This is a genomic window from Nocardioides taihuensis (assembly GCF_042657275.1).
Lineage (GTDB): Bacteria > Actinomycetota > Actinomycetes > Propionibacteriales > Nocardioidaceae > Nocardioides > Nocardioides taihuensis.
On sequence record NZ_JBHSKD010000008.1, the window covers coordinates 323,814 to 336,146 of the forward strand.

A 12,333-nucleotide genomic window follows, 5' to 3' on the forward strand; every position below is an offset into this window, starting at 1 on the left:
CAGCAGCAGCGCTCAGGCTGGGGTCTGAGCAATGGCCTCCCGGCGCATCGCCCACGCCGTCGGCCCATCCTTGCCGAGGGTTGCCTCCTCGAGCACGCTGAACCCGAGCCGCTCGTAGAAGGGAACGTTGGCGGGTGTGTTGGTGTTGAGGTAGCACGGCAGCCCCGCCTCATCGGCCCTGGCCAACCCGTCCCGCACGAGCGCGCTGCCGCGCCCCCGACCCTGCAGCGCAGGGTCCACTCCGACGATCAGCAGCTCCCAGTGAGGTCCGTCCATGTGACGCTTGTGGATCTTGTCCATGACCCCGTTGGCACCGCCGAACCTGGCCATGGGCCCCAGCCCGGTCCGGAAGGGCACAGCGAGCATTCCGGACCGGACCATCCGCCCGGGGGACATCGGCTCCCCAGGTGGGATCCAGATCGCGACGCACCGGCCCTCGTCGGACTGCCGGACGTAGCCGTAGCGCAGTCCGTACTCAAGGGGGACCCGGTTGAGTCGGCGCAGGCGGCGTGGCCGGGTCGCGGGATCGGGGAACACCCACCGGAACAGCGAATCGTCCATGAAGGCCGCCACCAGCGTGTCGTCCGCCACGTCCAGCATCGACCGGGCGAACGGTGCGACCGCCGAGCTGTCATTCATGCCGGGACTCCGCTTCGTGGGTGGAAGGGACCCGAACCTACCCGCTGGGCAAGCGACATGTCTGGGGATCGATCATGGCGACGTCCCTCGCGGACCTGCGGCCATCAAGACCGATCAGGAGACCGCGACGTCGCCCGCTGACCTCGTCGAACGTCCATGCGGGCAGGTGGGCCACGCGAGCCAGGTTGCCGGATATTGCCCAGCACGACGCCACGCCGTCCTCACCCACCGCTCATCGGCAGGAGTGCGAGCAGACAGCGGCATGCGCGGACCGCTGCAGCGTCGCATGCTGTCTAAGCAGTGGAAGATGAAGAAGTTGCTCCCTCAGCGCGACGCTTGATGCCCCTGAGCATCTTGCGCTCCATCGCGAAGTCACCGAACTCCATCAGCCAGAGGTTGAAGGCCGCGAGGCGCGGGGTTTGCCACCTGTAGTCCTGCTTCATGCGCGTTACCAGACGCGTTCTTCCTCCGGGCTGCTCGACCAACCGCCAGCTCCACGTGCTGTCGGGCGCCTCGCCAGGATGCGGGCGGTGGACCCACAGCATCGAGGTGGGCGGGTCCATCGAGTCGACGTCGTAGGCGATGGCGAGCCCGTTCATCTCGTGGAACATGGGGATGGCATCGCCGACCTCGAGGTCCTGGAGCTCCTCGACGACGCGCTCCGCGCTGGGCTCGCCGGCGTTGTCCAGCAGGTCGTAGGTGTAGAAGCCGCCGCGCCGGTATCCCAGCTGGATGATCCACGGCCACACCGCCGAGGGAGGCGCCCCGATGGTGATGGCCCGGGTTGCGTTGAACTGTGCGCGCTTCACCACCTCATCCCCGGGCATGTCGCCCGCGACCTCGTCGGTGGTCGCACCCCATCGCATGTGCCACGGCCGTACGAAGGGGGAGGCGATCCAGACGGGAACCGCTGGCAGCGTCTCGAGAAGCATCCCGGGCCGCGATCGCGGCGACCGAGGCATCCGAGCGCGGCTGCGACGTGACATTGCTGGACCTCCTCCTGCCGACGAGCACAGCACCGGGGCAGTTCCGAGGTACAGGGTCGAAGGTCAGGTGTACAGACGTGTGCTCTTTTGTCCGCGTACGGGTCCCGAGTGCATCAGTCGCGACACGAGCACGACCCGATCAACAGGGCCGGAACCTCAACCTTCGTGGATCTTGGGAAGACGGGCTCGCTTACCTTGGCGACGTACTTCGTTGTGCCTTGTAGTCATTCCGTTCGCGAACGACTTCGCGGAGCGATCCCCGTTGGGTTGATGTCCTGTTGGGCACCTGGCAAGCCACCAGCAGAACACGGTGGTCTCCGACTCCATGACTGACATCTCTCCCATTCGAAGCAGGATTGCGGTGTTTGAAGCCTGCCCACGGGAGCCGCTCAGCGGCACGACCGCGCACAATGCGGCATGACCGGATGGCCGCAGCGAACGCGAACCTATCCGTGCGCCCGGGCGAACGCGTGGACTACCGGCGGGTGGGCGAGGAGTGGCGTCTCGAAGGAGAGGTGGCACATGCCGAGGCAACGCTCGACGCTGCGCGGGGCCGGGATCCGCCCACAGGTCCAGCACCTACCTCATCTGGGTGATCACGCCATCTCGACCTCGGCGCTGCCACGAAGTGGCGCCTACGGTCGCCAGATGAAAGTGCGGAAGGTTCTGTTGTCGGCGGGTGCAGCGTGGGTCGTGGCGTTGGGGACGGTGCTCGGCCCCGTGGGTTCGGGAGCCAGTCACGCAGCCACCCCGCAGACCAGTCGCACGCCCATCCCAGCCGTCGGCTCCACCGTGGGGCAGCGGGCGACCGACCCGTGGTTCTCCACCGTGAAGTTCACCCCCACGACGATCTACCCGCAGGTGCGCGACGGCTACAAGGACTACGTGAACCTGTACTGGTACTCCGATGATTACGACGGCGACGAGAACGCCCCCTACGGCGCGGACTACACGGTGACCAACAGCGACGGGGAGGTCGTGTTCGCCGGGCATGTCGGTACCGACAAGACCTACCTGCGGTGGCGGGGTGTCGATGACTCCGGTGGGAAGGTGCCGGTCGGGGTCTACACGGTGACCCTGACCGCCTACGACGCGGGGGGCGATGGGCACGTGCTGACCCGGGAGGTCACCGTCGCCACCGGGGAGGTCCTCAAGCGGGACCGGGTGGTCGCCAACGCCGACACTCCCGGCCGCTACCGGGCTGCGGCCCGCGGAAACTGTGACGTCCGCTCGGAGTCCACCGACGTGCTACTGGCCTGCTGGGACGGGAAGTTCGCCATGGTGACCTTCACCCTCAACATCCCCGCCAAGCGGCCCGACAACGCACAGGTCACCAAGAAGTACTTCATGTACGGGAAGCGAGAGTGCTGCCGCCGCGGCACCTTGACGAAGAAGGTGTGGAAGGTGGACCGCGACACCATCAAGGCGAGCATGAAGGTCACCGGCCGGTGCGCCTACCGGATCCGGGGCGTGGTGATGCACTACACCTACACGACCCGCATCTGACTCGCAGGGCGACTCCTGGAGGACAGGGGGTGCCTGTGGTGCCCCCTGCTTCCGTCCATCCGGGGTTCAGCGTCCCCTGCGGCTGCGGCGCGCTCGGGCACTCTGCCGTCACCCAGGACGTCCCGCCACACGGCGCGCTCGCGCGACCACTCATCGGCAGGACCGCGCAGTCTGCGGGATGAGCGGATGGTCGCAGCGTCGCCGGCCGCGGCAGGTCCAGCGGCACGCGCTCGTGCCTCGAGCTGACCTGTCAGGCGCTGATGTTCTGGTTGAGGCGGAAGAGATTCGTGGGATCGGTCCGCCGCTTGACCTCGACCAGGCGCTCGTACTTCTTCTCCCCGTACGCACGCCGCACGAAGTCCTGGCTGCTGTCGGACTGTTCGTTGACGTAGTTCGAGGTCACGCCCGATGCCTGGCTGAACAGCGCAGCAGTCTCGCGGCCCCACTGTGCGGCGACTTCACGGTCCTCGGGTCGGTCCCAGCACCCTGTCACGACGTAGTAGTAGGCGTTGGCTCGACCTGAGTAGGCGGTCTCGTCGTCATCGACGTCAGCGACAGCTCCCCCGAGTTGGATCATGTAGACGTCACACTCGGCGGTTGGTGCTGCGGCGATCTGCTGGGTCATCAGAGCGACGAAGTCATCGTCGAGCTCGGAGACGAAGCCTCCCTTGGAGTAGCAGCAGATCCCCCAGGCGACTGATTCGTCGGAAGCGTGTTGCAGCTCGGTGAACGTGCTGGTCGCCGACTTGCCACGCTGACCACCCAACCGCGTCGCCGGGGCCAAGCGCGCTTCGGCGGTGGCCGTGTCGCCGAACCAGACGGACTTCACCCTGAGCTCGTCGCGTGACAGGAACAGTCCGATGGTCTGGTCGCGGGGCAGATCGCTGGCGATGCCGGCCAGGTCTTCGAGCACCTGGTCGGCGGCGGACGTGGGGTAGGCGCTCGTGACGACACAGGGGGAGCCCAGCTCGCGCATTCGAAACTCGAACCACGTGACGACCCCGAAGTTGCCACCGCCGCCGCGGATGGCCCAGAACAGCTCCGGGTCGGACTCCGCGTCGACCGTGCGGCACGTTCCGTCAGCGGTGACCAGGTCCACGGAGAGGAGGTTGTCGATCGCCAACCCGTAGCGACGACTGTTCCACCCCATTCCCCCACCAAGCGTCAGCCCACCGACTCCGGTGTGCGAGACGACGCCAGCGGAAACGACGCCGTTGACCGGGACGGTGGCCGCATCGAGGTCGTGGAGCAGGGCGCCGCCGGGTACGCGCACGCGAGCGCGGGCGACGTCGACCTGCACCTGGTCGAGGCTCCCGAGGTCGAGCACGATGCCGTCGTCGCAGGTGGAGAAGCCGGCCAGGCTGTGTCCGCCTCCGCGCACCGCCAGCGTGAGTTCACAGTCGCGGGCCGTCGAGACGGTGCGTTGAACATCCTCGACGACGGCCGGGCGAACCACCGCCAACGGGAATCGATCGAACGCACCGTTCCACACCCGGCGCGCGGCGTCGTAGTCGGCATGGTCCCTGCCGATCACCTGACCCTCGAGAGACGCGCGCATCTCCGCGAGGACGGACTCAGGAGACGTCATCGTCCACCTCCTTCCGCGGCGACTGCGCTCCGAAACGGAATCACTGCGCCCCGGCCCGGTCAAGAGCAGGCGATGGTTTCCCCCCACGGCGCCGTCTGACCCGCGGCGTGACCGGGCGGCCGCGGCGTCGCTCGCCAGAGGCGGCACAGCCGGACCGTCAGGCCAGCAGGCGAACCTTGCGGTCTCGTCCCGAGTGAGGTGCCCACACGGCGGCTACTGCCAGCATCTCGCCGTGCGGGGCGCGGATCGGTAGGAGGTGGCTTGCGAACCGCCGGGCGATCCCGTCAGCGCACATCACAGGAATCATGATCGGTGCGCCCTGCGCGAAGCCGTTGGCGCGCACGCCCGCCCCAAGCCTCCCCATGACGAGCTCGGAACTCCTCAGGGATCAGAGAGGTGACCTTGCTGCCCGCAATCGGACGTGGGTCGGCCCTGAGGCATGTCCGAAGGCGGTCACCTGACCGTTGTCGAGGGACAGGGTCCCGGGCACGGTGGTCTCGTTGCCGCTTCCGGGCACTCGCTTGACCCAGGTGAAGATGACCTCCTCGTGGTCGGGCGAGAAGGTCGGCTGGAGGGCGCTCTGCCCCCTTCCGGCGGCATGACCCCCGGATGGCCGCAGCGACGTGCGGCCAGCACCGGAGGTACGGAAGGGGTGCATCTGCTTCCCAAGTCCAGACGTAGAGCATGCAGTCGCCCATCTCGGCGGCGAACTCGTCAGCCGCCCTTCTTGCGCATCGGACTCGAGCCGGTGTTTCTGCAGCGCTTGCCGATCAACAAAGAACCTCAGCGGCAGGTACACGCCGGGGGACACTCGCGAGGCAACGGCAGGCAACGACCTGACGGGACGCCGGATCCCCCCTCCGGACCGACACTCGGGCGTCATCGTATGGCGTCCTCGCGGGGGCAACGAGCCCCGAGTCCGGCACGCCGGTGCAGCATCGCCGGCCGCCGGGACACCAACCGTGCTCAGAGTTGCGCAGCTCTTCAGTGGTTGCTTGACAATCGGGGCGTTCGCGCTTGGATGAGGCATGACCGAGCGATCGTTCGATGTGGTGATCGCCGGCGGTGGACTTGCGGGCTCGGCGTTGGGGGGCGTACTGGCCAGGTCCGGTCTCGGCGTGCTGGTGGTCGAGAAAGAGGATGGGTTCCGGGACCGCATCCGTGGCGAGCTGAGCTTCCCGTGGGGGCACTCGGAGGCCCTGAGGGCCGGGCTCGGCGAACCGCTGGATTCGGTGGGCGCCGTGCCGCTGCCGGAGATGGGCTTCTACGAAGACGGGCGCCGCGTGGATGGGCTGGCCTGGAACTCGATCTCGATCGACGGTTTGCCCGCGATCGGGTTCTCGCATCCGCGGCTGCAGGAGGTGATGCTGGGCTGGGCGGAGTCACAGGGCGCGACCGTGCTGCGGCCCGCCAAGGTCGTCGGTGTCGCTGACGGCCACGGTGACGGCGGCGCCATCGTGTCGGCCACCAGCAGGGGTGCCACGACGGAGTACCACGCGAGGCTGGTGGTCGGGGCTGACGGCAAGACCTCGGGTGTCCGGCGTTGGCTGCAGGCGCAGACGGTGACCGATCCCGAACATCACCGGTTCGGCGGTCTTCTCCTGTCGGGCGTTCGCTGGGACGACACATTCGCCTGGGCCAGCACACCCGCGAACGTGGTGGGATGGTTCCTCACCGGCGCCGACTCGTGCCGTGTCTACATCCGGCTGACCGCCGAGCGCGTTCACGAAACAGGAGCTGGGCGCTCCCCCGAGGCGTTCATCGCCTTCGCCGCCAGGGCCGCGCCCGAGGGTACGTTCGACGGCGCGAACCCAGCCGGACCCCTCGGCTTCTTCGCCAACAGCTGCACGTGGGCCAGCCACGTCACTCGCGGACCCATGGTCCTCGTCGGAGACGCGGCCGGCGCGCTGGACCCCTCCCAAGGCCTGGGGACGTCGCTGCTCTTCCGGGACGTGCGCCTGCTGAGCGAGCTGCTTCTTGCGGACCGCGATTGGCAGCGCGCTACCGCCGAGTTCGCCAAGCGGCGAGAGGCGTACTACGACGTGCTGCGCGCCTACGACCGGTGGCTTGCCCTCATCGAGCACGAGGAGGGACCCGAGGGCGCACGTCGAAGAGAGCTGCACGCGGCCGCCCGTGAGGCGGACCCCACCCTTGGTGGGTTCGCGACCTTGGAGGCGTGCGGCCCAGACGGACTGACCGCGGACGAAGCAGCACGCAGGGGGTTCTTCGGCGAGCCTCCGGCCTGACGCCGAATCACTCAGGTTCGCCCGGTTCCATGCCGGCGTCCCTCACCGTTGGAAGTCGGTGACCGCGTCGCCATGGGGCAGTGGGCAGCACCGCCGCCGGGTTGCCTGCATCGAGTCGCCCAAGACACCAAGCGTCACTAGTGAACCCGCAGCACTCGAGGTGCCGGCTGAACTCACACGTCCCGCGAGACCGGTCCGTTGAGGAGGGGCGTTCACGGGCGTTGCAGGAGTCACGGGGGAGGAGTCGTCGTTGTTGGCGCGCGCCTGCCAGGTGGCCTGGCCCAGGCCGAGCCGGTGCCAGGCGCCGAGAATGATGCCGTGGGCTTGTCGGCCCCATGGCCCAGGCACCGTCCCTGGTCCCGTCCCAAGATCGCGCGCACATCGCGGCATGACCGGATGGCCCGGCTAGCGGCCCTTGAGGTCGCGGGCGTTGGTCGCGCTTGTCCGGTCTGGGCAGTGGTGGCGCGGCTAGGGGTATGTCCTGCTGGGTGTGAGTGGGAATGGCGGCGTGCGGCGCCATGCGTAGAAGCGCTCCGCGAATTCGAGACTTGGCAACAGTTCCAACTCCGAATAGAACGCGACGACAGCACCATCGGCCGAGATGTGCGCGTCGACGCCATCAGTGAGGATCTGGGGGTCGAGATTCGGTGACAGGCAGGTCGTCGTCTGCTCGAGGCGGTCGTGGAGGTAGACGTGGGAGTGAGAGTCCGTGCAACCCGGGGTGCTGGTGATGTCGGGGCGGCTGGAGTCGTAGGCGACGTATCGGCCGTCCTCGCTCAGCGTCGGCCTGTAACTGCCTCCGGCCAGCGGGTCCGGGGCCACCGGCGTCGTTGTGCCGGCGACCAAGTCGCGCACCAACGCCTCCCACTCGTTGTCGGTGGAGCTGAGGCCGAGCGAGTGGGGGCGCGCGATGAACGCGGCGGTGCTGCCATCGGCGCTGACGGTTGGCCACCAGGCTGGGCCGCGCGACTGGCCGCCGTCGGCGGTGACGTTGAGTCGCGTGGTCGTGCCGGCATCAAGGTCGCGCAAGAACACGTCCGCGGTGTCGTTGGTGTCGCCCCGAACCAGATTGGACGCCACCGAGATGAACACGACGGTGCGTCCGTCCGCCGTCATGTCCATGCAGCAGCTCAGGCCGTTGCCGGGACGCCCGCGCGGGGTAGCGCTCACCAGATCAACGTGCCCACTGCGACGGTCGAGAACGAAGACGTCACGACGAGCATTCGTGTCGTGCAGTGCGAAGTCAGGATCGCGCGAAGCGAACGCGACGTAACGCAGTCCACCCCCAAGGACAGGGCCCTCACTGAGGTGGGCGCCCCCGACCCGGTCGCTGACCCTCAACACGCGGCGGGTGACGTCGCGTCGCACGTCGTGGACGTAGATGTCCGCGACCAGGCGAGAGTGGCCCTGCCGGCCCACGACGTCGGTGTTCAAGTAGGCGACGAACCGACCGCCGGAGGTGATCACCGGAGCGCGCGGCATGTGATCTCGGGGCAGCGCCAACTGCTCGGTGACATCGTCGCGCAGATCGCGACGGTAGGTCCTGCCTTGGCTCTCGAAAAGCACAAACCGCCCATTGCCACTCAGGTCGAAGCTGCCCAACGTGTCCGCCAGTCGGCCATCGGGCCAGAAGCTCGCCACCTCAAGATCGCCCTCCACATCGCGGCCGGCGGCGGAGGCTGAAACTCCAGCCGTAAGGACAAACACAAGAGCCCCGACAAGTCGGACTCCTCGGCTCCTCATGGGGTCACTATGTTCTCATGGCCTTGCGGCGACAAGGAAAGACCGCGATGGCGTTGCCCGGGTCTGTCACCGGCCCTTGGCGCTGCCTTCGCACGCCGGCACGACCATCAGCACCGCGAGATGACCGGATGGCCGCAGCGAACGCCATGCGGCATGAGCGGGCGGTTGACACGCTGGAGACCCTGGTGACCTCAAGGCTCGCTGCTCATGGGCGAGTTGGTGCATCCCTGCTGCCTCCGGTCGGATGCAACCGCGAGCAGCGGTCAGGCGTGTCAGGCTGTGACAGGTCCCTCTTCTCAGCAGATGGGGAATCGCATGGATCCCAGCAGACAGGGCGACTTCACCGCGTTCTACGACGCCACCTGGCCCCGCACCGTCGCCTGCGCCTATGCCATGACCGGGATCCTCGGCGAGGCCGAAGACCTGGCGCAGGAGGCCTACAGCAGGGCTTGGCCGCGGTGGTCCTCACTGCGCGAGTACGACGACCCGGGCGCATGGGTTCGCCAGGTGGCGACCCGGTTGGCGATCTCCCGCTGGCGGAGGACGCAGACCGTCGTGAGGTTCTTGGCCAGGTCGAGGGAGCCAGAGCCGACAGCGCCTCCGTCGGAGGCGACCGCCGCCCTGGTCGCAGCGCTCCGGCAGCTGCCGGAGGCACAGCGCCGGGCGATCGTGCTCCACCATCTCGGCGATCTCCCGCTCAGCGAGGTCGCGCGGATCGAGCACTGCCCCGAGGGGACCGTCAAGGCCCGACTCTCTCGAGGCCGCGCCGCTCTCGCGACCCTGCTCGCTCCCCAGGACGGAGAACCCACCCATGCCTGACCTGGACGAATTCCTCGCCACCTTCGTCGCCGACGTCAGCGAGAACACCCGCCCCCCCGGGGCCGCGAATGCCATCAAGCGGGCCCAGCGGAGGCGTGCGAGTGCCACGGCCGCCGTGGCGGCCGTCGCCTTGGCGGCCATCGCAGTGGGCAGCGCTCTGGCCGCAGGGACTCACAGCGCCAGCGACCAGCCCTCGCCGATCGGGCAACCCACGACACCCGCGCCCACCACGCCGTCGAAGCCTGCCGCGCCGGGTTCCGAAGAAGAACTCGACATGATCCTTGCTCGCGCGGCCGCGCAGGTGCCCGGCTGGACGGTCGCCGACCACATCACGTACGACGACTGGGCGTATCAGGGGGAGTGCTCGGGAACCTGGTCGGACCGCTCCATCTCAGGCAGAAGCGGAGGTGTCAGCGGCTTCCGGTCGGAGGCCCAGGCGTCGGACGCCGCGGACACGCTCGCCGAGAACCTCATCTCCTGCACCAAGACGGCCTGGCGGACCCAGCCGATCGCCCAGACCGGTGCGATCCTGGCCACGAGCCACGGCGCGGTGGCCTGGATCGTGCAGAAAGGCACCTTTGTCAGGGTCTACCAAGTGCCCACAACCGACGGGCCGCCGCCCGCCGACGTCCAGGTTGCCATCGCCGAATGGAATCTCCATCGCGACATGCGGAGCGAGTGACCGCACGCAGATTCTGGCCGTCGGCGACAGCGAGGTAGTTCGTCTGTTCTTCGCACGAGCTAGTCCCCAAGCCGGAGTCGTAGCGCGCACTCGCGAGCCCAGCGGGACAAACGGAGACCGCAACTTCCGCTCATCGGCAGATCAGCGCGAAATCAGCGGCTGACCGGGCGGCCGCAGCGAACGCCATGCGGCATGACCGGATGGCCGCAGCGAACGCCATGCGGCATGACCGGATGGCCGCAGCGAACGCCATGCGGCATGACCGGATGGCCGCAGCGAACTCGTGATCGCTCCACCTCCACTGCGCAATAGTGCTCCCATGAAGGCTGGCGGCGAAGAACTAGCGGACGACTGCGACGAGGCAATGCGCCTAGTGCTGAGGTTAGGACTGCTCGAGATCAGGTCCGTTGCCGCCACGGGACACCGCGTGGACGCGGAGGGTGCGTCCGACGGTGATCAGAATGTTCGAGACCACATCTTCATGCTCGCGAACCTCCTCCATCACGTGCCGTCATACGTGGGCAGCGACGGACCCAAGATGAGCGGCCCCCTGCCACCCCCATATCGAGAGGGGCGTCCAGGCTTCAACTGGCTCTGTTCGCTGTGGCAGTTCAGGTCCGAGACTCAGGAGGCATGGCTCGGGAGCACGCTTGCCAACGGCGGTTACACCGTTGGGGGACTCATCGGCCCCGATGCCCTCGCGAAGGTCGAGTCGCACCGCGACGTGATGCGGCGGAGAGTCTGACACCGCGCCACCAGCGGCATGAGCGGATGGCCCCCGACTCGGTGCACCAGATCTGCAGGGAGGTCGCGACTTACGCTCGGTCGAGCCCCATGACCTGCACGCCGGGCCGCAAGGGGCCGAGCGTCCTCCATCCTGAGCGGGCGTACAGGCGTACGGCCGGGTCGTCGGGGTCGCTACTCGTGCTGAGCAGGCACCTTCCCGTCCAGCCATCCAGCAGGCAGTCATGAAGAGCCTTTCCGAGGCCCCTGCGTCGATGTTCGGGGAGAACGGCAAGCTCGACGACGTCGAAGTGGCCACCCACCCAGGAGGACGCGATCCGCTCAGGAAGCGAGTCACACAGCAGATCGGCCCAGTATTCGCCGCGGTGGCCGATGTACCCCCAGGCGTACCCAGTCACGGTGTCGTCTTCCTGGATCAGCGCCAGTCGATGCCGCTCCCGCTTGGTGTGCTTCTCGAAGAGGTCCGAGTACCACGTCGCGTAATCGGCGAAGTCATCAACGAACACGCGTTGGTGGCAGGTCCATACCCTGGTTGCGAAGGTCAGAGCCGCACTCCCGCACACCAAGCTGGGAACTTCGGGGGAGCGGTCAGACATCTTCGCACCACAAGTCAATGAGAACTCGGATCTTCCAGGGTACCCGGCTCACCCGTCACGGGATTGACGAGCAGCACATGGGCCGGAGCCTACGGCGACCCGTTCTCAGCGATGCAGTCGGTGAAGGTCATGGCTGCACGCACATCGGCATGTGAGTGTCTCGTCGGGGCATACGTGGGCGTTCAGACCAGCCCCGCTTGGTCCAACACCTGTTGTACCTGCGCGTCAGGCTCAATCACGACAAGCTCCAGCGCGATGTTGTCTGGATCGCGAAAGTTGAGGTGGTGTCCCCATTCGCTCCTGCGCAGGTCGGAGTGCACGCCCCACTGCGTCAGCCTCGTCTGCCAGTCCGTGAGCAGTGGCAGGTCTCGAACCGCGAGGCTCACGTGGTCGAGGCCGGGACGCAACTCGCTGAACGGCTCGGGGACCCCGTCCTCATGGTGGGTGAGGATCAGCGCAGAGAGGCTGCCGCCGCCGATCAGCAGCGCACAGTACGAATCGCTCGAGTCCAGGACCGTCAGTCCGAGGGTCTCGGAGTAGAACTCCCGCGAGACCTTCATGTTGCTCACGGTCAGGGCGACGTGCGAGAACCCGGCGACGAGCATCACACCAGCATGGCTTCGATTCAGTCGTGTGAGCAACCCCGACACCCGCCCGCTCATCGGCACGTTGGCGCGCAACCAACGGCACGACCGGATGGCCGCAGCGAACGCTATGCGGCATGAGCGGATGGCTCTGGACCTGGCCGCCAAGGCTCAGGTGACGACAGCAAGGAGAGCAAGTC

11 protein-coding genes are annotated in these 12,333 nt (G+C 67.6%); 5 read left to right on the forward strand and 6 right to left on the reverse strand.

Annotated features, from left to right (window positions below; genetic code table 11):
* Window positions 1-12: 12 nt before the first annotated feature.
* Both ACFPGP_RS09425 and ACFPGP_RS09430 read right to left on the reverse strand, forming a co-directional pair.
* A complete protein-coding gene (locus ACFPGP_RS09425; RefSeq protein ID WP_378589506.1) occupies window positions 13-639 on the reverse strand; it encodes a GNAT family N-acetyltransferase in 627 nt (208 codons plus the stop codon).
* A gap of 293 nt (window positions 640-932) precedes the next feature.
* Complete coding sequence (locus ACFPGP_RS09430; protein WP_378589507.1) at window positions 933-1,448, reverse strand: SRPBCC family protein; 516 nt, start codon at window positions 1,446-1,448, stop codon at window positions 933-935.
* Between the two features lie 1,005 nt (window positions 1,449-2,453).
* On the opposite strand from ACFPGP_RS09430, the gene ACFPGP_RS09435 reads away from it, so the two are divergent.
* The gene (locus ACFPGP_RS09435) at window positions 2,454-3,131 is read left to right on the forward strand and encodes a hypothetical protein (RefSeq protein ID WP_378589508.1); all 678 of its coding nucleotides are present in this window, start codon (window positions 2,454-2,456) and stop codon (window positions 3,129-3,131) included.
* A 250-nt stretch (window positions 3,132-3,381) separates the two neighbouring features.
* Here the strand turns inward: ACFPGP_RS09435 and ACFPGP_RS09440 are convergent, their stop codons facing one another.
* On the reverse strand, window positions 3,382-4,719 hold the full coding sequence (locus ACFPGP_RS09440) for an FAD-binding oxidoreductase (RefSeq protein WP_378589510.1): 1,338 nt from the start codon (window positions 4,717-4,719) through the stop codon (window positions 3,382-3,384).
* Window positions 4,720-5,747: 1,028 nt separating this feature from the next.
* Here ACFPGP_RS09440 and ACFPGP_RS09445 point away from each other — a divergent pair.
* Window positions 5,748-6,965, forward strand: coding sequence for an FAD-dependent oxidoreductase (locus ACFPGP_RS09445; protein ID WP_378589512.1), 1,218 nt, complete (start codon window positions 5,748-5,750; stop codon window positions 6,963-6,965).
* Window positions 6,966-7,433: 468 nt separating this feature from the next.
* On the opposite strand, the gene ACFPGP_RS09450 is transcribed toward ACFPGP_RS09445, so the two are convergent.
* Complete coding sequence (locus ACFPGP_RS09450) at window positions 7,434-8,606, reverse strand: TolB family protein (protein ID WP_378589514.1); 1,173 nt, start codon at window positions 8,604-8,606, stop codon at window positions 7,434-7,436.
* 417 nt (window positions 8,607-9,023) lie between these two features.
* On the opposite strand from ACFPGP_RS09450, the gene ACFPGP_RS09455 reads away from it, so the two are divergent.
* The 3 genes from ACFPGP_RS09455 (at window position 9,024) to ACFPGP_RS09465 (ending at window position 10,954) form a co-directional block, all read left to right on the forward strand.
* Window positions 9,024-9,527: a SigE family RNA polymerase sigma factor gene (locus ACFPGP_RS09455; protein ID WP_378589515.1), complete on the forward strand. Its 504-nt coding sequence runs from the start codon at window positions 9,024-9,026 to the stop codon at window positions 9,525-9,527.
* On the forward strand, window positions 9,520-10,209 hold the full coding sequence (locus tag ACFPGP_RS09460; RefSeq protein WP_378589517.1) for a hypothetical protein: 690 nt from the start codon (window positions 9,520-9,522) through the stop codon (window positions 10,207-10,209). The genes ACFPGP_RS09455 and ACFPGP_RS09460 overlap by 8 nt, the downstream gene beginning before the upstream one ends.
* 319 nt (window positions 10,210-10,528) lie before the next feature.
* The gene (locus ACFPGP_RS09465) at window positions 10,529-10,954 is read left to right on the forward strand and encodes a hypothetical protein (RefSeq protein WP_378589518.1); all 426 of its coding nucleotides are present in this window, start codon (window positions 10,529-10,531) and stop codon (window positions 10,952-10,954) included.
* A 70-nt stretch (window positions 10,955-11,024) separates the two neighbouring features.
* Here ACFPGP_RS09465 and ACFPGP_RS09470 read toward each other — a convergent pair whose 3' ends face one another.
* A complete protein-coding gene (locus tag ACFPGP_RS09470; protein ID WP_378589520.1) occupies window positions 11,025-11,549 on the reverse strand; it encodes a GNAT family N-acetyltransferase in 525 nt (174 codons plus the stop codon).
* A 182-nt stretch (window positions 11,550-11,731) separates the two neighbouring features.
* Window positions 11,732-12,154: a VOC family protein gene (locus ACFPGP_RS09475; protein ID WP_378589521.1), complete on the reverse strand. Its 423-nt coding sequence runs from the start codon at window positions 12,152-12,154 to the stop codon at window positions 11,732-11,734.
* Window positions 12,155-12,333: the final 179 nt, after the last annotated feature.